General features: G+C 69.3%; 4 protein-coding genes. 2 read left to right on the top strand and 2 right to left on the bottom strand.

Annotated elements, in window-relative coordinates; genetic code table 11:
• Positions 1-23 precede the first annotated feature (23 nt).
• On the bottom strand, positions 24-890 hold the full coding sequence (locus tag OOT08_RS18055; protein ID WP_325094340.1) for a ParA family protein: 867 nt from the start codon (positions 888-890) through the stop codon (positions 24-26).
• A gap of 71 nt (positions 891-961) precedes the next feature.
• On the opposite strand from OOT08_RS18055, the gene OOT08_RS18060 reads away from it, so the two are divergent.
• Entirely contained in the window at positions 962-4,360 is a 3,399-nt protein-coding gene (locus OOT08_RS18060; protein WP_325094267.1) for a pyruvate carboxylase, read from the top strand.
• A gap of 104 nt (positions 4,361-4,464) precedes the next feature.
• The gene (gene def, locus OOT08_RS18065) at positions 4,465-4,956 is read left to right on the top strand and encodes a peptide deformylase (protein WP_325094268.1); all 492 of its coding nucleotides are present in this window, start codon (positions 4,465-4,467) and stop codon (positions 4,954-4,956) included.
• Positions 4,957-5,087: 131 nt separating this feature from the next.
• Here def and OOT08_RS18070 read toward each other — a convergent pair.
• Positions 5,088-5,845, bottom strand: a 758-nt coding sequence (locus OOT08_RS18070) for an AMP-dependent synthetase/ligase (RefSeq protein WP_325094269.1), incomplete at its 5' end; no start/stop codon positions are given.

The following is a 5,845-nucleotide window of genomic DNA, read 5'->3' on the forward strand; positions in this document are numbered from 1 at the left end:
CGGTGCTGAGTGCTCGCCGGTGCTTAGTGCTCGCCGGTGTCGTCCGCGGAGTCGTCCGCGACGACCGTGGCGGTCTCCATCGGGATCGGGCCGCGGGCGGGGGCGTCGATGTTCGCGGAGCGGAGCACGCGGTCGAGGATCTGGTCGAAGTACCCGGCCATCTCCTGCGCGGTCTCGCCCGGCCACATGTGCACGGGCTTGGCCGCGCCCTGGGCCTGCTGGAGGCTCGTCCGCTCGGGCAGCTGCGGGTTCAGCACCAGCGGGCCGAACATCTCGCGCAGCTCCCGGATGCGGAACTGGTGCTCCATCGACTGGGTTCGGGCGCGGTTGATCACGATGCCGAGCGGCTGCAGGCGGGGGCTGAGCCCGCGGCGGATCTCCTCGATCGCGCGCAGCGCGCGGTCGGCGGCGGCCACGGCGAACAGGCCGGGCTCCGTTACGACGAGCACGCGGTCGCTCGCGGCCCACGCGGTACGCGTCAGTGCGTTCAGCGAGGGGGCGCAGTCGATGAGCACGAGATCGTACTCGGCCTCGATGTTGGCCAGGGCCTCCTCGAGCTTCCAGATCTCGCGGATGCTCGGATGCGGTCCGTCAAAGTTGATCGCGGACGGGCTCCCGAGGAGAACATCAATGGCCCCCTCGTGGTGCTTCGTCCACCCGCTTGGCACGATGGCGTCGCGGACGACCTTCTCTTTCGGATTCTCCAGCACATCGGCGATATTGCCGTGGCCGGAGGGGTCGACATCCATACCGGTGGACACATCGGACTGGGGATCGAGATCGACGACGAGCGTCCGGAGACCACGCGAAAACGCCGCCGACGCGAGGCCGAGCGTTACCGTCGTCTTGCCGACGCCGCCCTTCAGGGAACTTACGCTAAGTACATGCACAATAACTAAGCGTACCTTCACTATGGTTAGAGAACCACAACGTACACTGGGCAGTGACACGAAGGGCAGCTATGTTCTCGAAAATTCTTGTCGCAAACCGCGGCGAGATTGCCATTCGGGCATTCAGAGCAGCATTTGAACTGGGAGCGAAGACGGTCGCGGTTTTTCCGTATGAGGACCGGAACTCGCTCCACCGGCTGAAGGCTGACGAGGCCTACCAGATCGGATCGGTTGGACATCCCGTCCGCGCGTACCTCGATGTTGAGGAAATTATTCGCGTGGCCAAGGAATCCGGCGCCGACGCCATCTACCCGGGCTACGGATTCCTCTCGGAGAATCCCGACCTGGCCGCCGCGGCCACCGCTGAGGGCATCACTTTCATCGGGCCGAGTTCGAACGCGCTGGAGATGGCCGGCAACAAGGTTTCCGCGAAGGAGCACGCGATTGCGGCCGGGGTTCCCGTGCTGCGCTCCACGCCCCCCTCTCAGGACATTGACGCCCTGATATCCGGGGCCGACGAGATCGGCTTCCCGGTCTTCGCCAAGGCCGTGGCCGGCGGCGGCGGGCGCGGCATGCGCCGGGTCGACCGTCCGGAGGATCTGCGCGGCGCACTCGAGGCGGCCATGCGCGAGGCGGAGAGCGCCTTCGGCGATGCCACGATGTTCATCGAGCAGGCCGTGCTGCGGCCCCGACACATCGAGGTGCAGATCCTCGCGGACACCTTCGGCGACACGATCCACCTCTTCGAGCGGGACTGCTCCGTGCAGCGCCGCCACCAGAAGGTAGTCGAGATCGCGCCGGCCCCGAACCTCTCGGACGCGCAGCGCGCGGACATGTACCGCGACGCGATCGCCTTCGCGAAGTCCATCGGCTACGCGAACGCGGGCACCGTGGAGTTCCTGCTGGACACGGCGGGGGAGCGCGCCGGGGAGCACGTCTTCATCGAGATGAACCCCCGGATCCAGGTGGAGCACACCGTGACCGAGGAGGTCACCGACGTGGACCTCGTCCAGGCGCAGATCCGCATCGCTGCGGGCGCGAGCCTGGCGGACATCGGGCTCGTGCAGGATCAGATCCAGCTGCGCGGCGCCGCCCTGCAGTGCCGCATCACGACCGAGGACCCGGCCGACGGCTTCCGTCCCGACCTCGGCCGGATCACCACGTACCGGTCGCCGGGCGGCGGCGGTGTCCGCCTCGACGGCGGCACGATCAACCCCGGCTCCTACATCAGCCCCCACTTCGACTCGATGCTGGCCAAGCTCACCTGCCGCGGCCGCGACTTCGAGGCCGCCGTTGGCCGGTCCAAGCGAGCGCTCGCCGAGTTCCGGATCCGCGGCGTCGCCACGAACATCCCCTTCCTGCAGGCCGTGCTCGAGGACCCCGCCTTCGCCGCGGGTGACCTGAGCACCGCGTTCATCGAGGAGCGGCCCGAGCTGCTCAGCCTGAACAAGCCGAAGGATCGCGCGACCCGCCTGCTCGGCTGGCTCGCCGATGTGACCGTGAACCAGCCACACGGCGCGCGCCCCAGCGCGGTGCGCTCCGCCGAGAAGCTGCCCGCGCTCTCGCTCGCCGAGCCCGCCCCGGCGGGGAGCCGCCAGCGGCTCCTGGAGCTGGGCCCCGAGGGCTTCGCGCGGGCGCTGCGTGAGCAGACCGCCCTCGCGGTGACCGACACCACGTTCCGGGACGCGCACCAGTCGCTGCTCGCGACGCGGGTGCGCTCACGCGACCTCATCGAGGTGGCCCCCTACGTGTCGCGGCTGACGCCGCAGCTGCTCTCGGTCGAGGCCTGGGGCGGGGCGACCTACGACGTCGCCCTGCGCTTCCTCGGCGAGGACCCCTGGGAACGGCTGGCGAGCCTGCGCGAGGCCGCGCCGAACCTGAACCTGCAGATGCTGCTGCGCGGCCAGAACACGGTCGGCTACACGCCCTACCCGCGCCAGGTGACCGAGGCCTTCGTCCGCGAGGCGCAGGCCACGGGCGTGGACATCTTCCGGATCTTCGACTCGCTGAACGACGTCTCCCAGATGCGCTCCGCGATCGACGCGGTGCGCGAGACCGGGCAGGCCGTCGCGGAGGTGACCCTCTGCTACACGGGCAACCTGCTCGACCCGAAGGAAGACCTCTACACGCTCGACTACTACCTGCGGCTGGCCGAGCAGATCGTCGACGCCGGGGCGCACGTGCTCGCGATCAAGGACATGGCCGGGCTGCTGCGCCCCGCCGCGGCCGAGCGGCTCGTCACCGCGCTCCGCGAGCGCTTCGACCTGCCCGTGCACCTGCACACGCACGACACCCCGGGCGGCCAGCTCGCGACGCTGCTCGCGGCATCGCGCGCGGGTGTTGACGCCGTGGACGTGGCGAGCGCCCCCATGTCCGGCACCACGAGCCAGCCCTCGCTGTCGGCGCTCGTCGCCGCGCTCGCGAACACGGAGCGCGACACGGGCATCGACCAGGACGCCGTCTTCGCGCTGGAGCCGTACTGGGCGCAGGTGCGCAAGAACTACGCGCCCTTCGAGTCTGGCCTGCCCGGCCCGACCGGGCGCGTGTACACGCACGAGATCCCGGGCGGCCAGCTGTCGAACCTGCGCCAGCAGGCCATCGCGCTCGGCCTCGCCGACGACTTTGAGCGGGTCGAGGACATGTACGCCGCGGCCGATCGCATCCTGGGCCGCGTGCCGAAGGTGACGCCCTCCTCGAAGGTCGTGGGCGACCTCGCCCTGCACCTCGCGGCGGTGAACGCGGACCCGGCGGACTTTGAGGAGAACCCGGGCAACTACGACATCCCGGACTCCGTCGTGGGCTTCATGGCGGGCGAGCTCGGGGACCTGCCCGGCGGCTGGCCCGAGCCCTTCCGCACGAAGGTGCTCGCGGGCCGCACGGTCAGCATCGAGGTCACCCCGGTCAGCGACGAGGACTCGGCGCTGCTCGACGGCACGAGCGAGGAGCGGCGGGGCACCCTGAACCGCCTGCTGTTCGCCGGGCCGACCGAGAGCTTCCTGCGGATGCGCCAGGAGTACGGCGACCTCTCCGCGCTGGAGACCCAGGACTACCTCTACGGCCTCGTGCCGGGCGAGGAGCACCAGGTCGACATCGCGAAGGGCGTCCGGCTCTACGTGGGCCTCGAGGCCATCGGCGAGGCGGATGACAAGGGCGTGCGCACCGTCATGGTGCGGGTGAACGGCCAGCTGCGCCCCGTGTTCGTCACGGATCGCTCGGTCGAGGTCACGACGGTCGCCGCGGAGAAGGCGGACCGGACCAAGCCCGGCCACGTCGCCGCGCCGTTCTCCGGCACCGTGACGATCCGCGTCGAGCCCGGCACCGCGGTCGAGGCGGGCCAGCCGCTCGCCACGATCGAGGCCATGAAGATGGAGGCGGCGATCACCGCCCCCGTGGCGGGCACCGTGAGCCGCCTCGCCTTCGACGGCACGGCCCCGGTCGAGGCCGGGGACCTGATCGTCGAGATCAGCTAGGCGGCCAGGCCGCACACCCCGGAGCGTTTCGACTACGCTCGGAGCGGGGCTCGCCCACGCGGCGGGCCCCGCTTCACGTTTCCATTGCCCTGAGGAGTTCCCCCGTGACCGTTCGCCAGATCCGCTTCTTCGGAGATCCCGTTTTGCGCACCGTGTGCAGCCCGATCGATTCGATCGATGACGGCGTGCGCCAGCTGGTCCGGGACCTCATGGACACGGTGCAGCTCGATGGCCGGGCCGGGGTCGCGGCGACCCAGATCGGGCACACCCAGCGCGCCTTCAGCTACAAGGTGGACGACCAGGAGGGCTACCTCCTGAACCCCGAGCTCGTCTCGGTCGAGGGCGAGCCCGTGCCGACGGGGGAGGGCTGCCTCTCGGTGCCCGGCCTCTGGTTCGACGTGCTCCGCTACCCGCGGGCCACGGTGCGCGGCACCGACCTCGACGGCAACGTGATCGAGCTCACCGGGGAGGGCACCCTCGCCCAGGCCTTCCAGCACGAGTGCGACCACCTCGACGGGAAGCTCTACATCCACCGCCTGGAGGGCGAGGACCGCCGCGAGGCCATGAAGCAGATCCGGCAGTCCGACTGGTTCTAAGCACAGCGACTGAGCCGCTGAGCAACTGAGCGGCTGAGCAACTGAGCCGCTGAGCAACACAGCGACACAGCAACGGCGCACCCGGAATCCCTTGCAGAAAGGATCGCGGGTGCGCCGTGCTGGGGGCGGGGTTAGCCGCCGGTGATGGAGACGCCCTCGGTCGCGGGCGGGTTGTTCCCGTAGATGCCCTCGACCTCGTGCGAGAAGTCGCGCAGGATGTTTGCGCGCTTGATGCTCATCTTCGGGGTGAGGTGGCCGTTCGCCTCGGTGAAGTCGAGCGGCAGGATCACGAACTTGCGGATCGACTCGGCGCGGGAGACCCGCGAGTTGCCGAGATCGACGGCCCGCTGCACCTCCTCCAGGATCTTCGGGTGCTTCACGGCCTCGGTGAGGGGCATTGAGGCGTCCTCGCCGTTGTTGTTCAGCCAGACGGGCAACATCTCCTGGTCGAGGGTGATCAGCGCGGCGATGAACGGCCGCTGATCGCCGATCACGACGACCTGGCTGATGAGCGGGTTCGCGCGGATCGGGTCCTCGAGCGCGGCGGGGGAGACGTTCTTGCCGCCCGCGGTGACGAGGATTTCCTTCTTGCGACCCGTGATCGTGATGTAGCCCTCCTCGTCGAGCTTCGCGAGGTCGCCCGTCATGAAGAAGCCGTCCTCCGTGAAGGCCTTCTTGGTCTCCTCGGGGTCCTGCCAGTACTCCTTGAAGACGTCGACGCCCTTGACGAGCAGTTCCCCGTCGTCGGCGATCTTGACCGTGTGGCCGGGCAGCGGCGGGCCGACCGTCCCGATCTTGAAGTTGCTGGGCAGGTTCACGGACACCGGGGCGGTCGTCTCAGTCAGGCCGTAGCCCTCGAGGATCTTGATGCCGAGGCTGTGATAGAAGT

Source organism: Leucobacter sp. M11 (genome assembly GCF_035726885.1).
In the GTDB taxonomy this organism is placed as follows: domain Bacteria; phylum Actinomycetota; class Actinomycetes; order Actinomycetales; family Microbacteriaceae; genus JAPFRB01.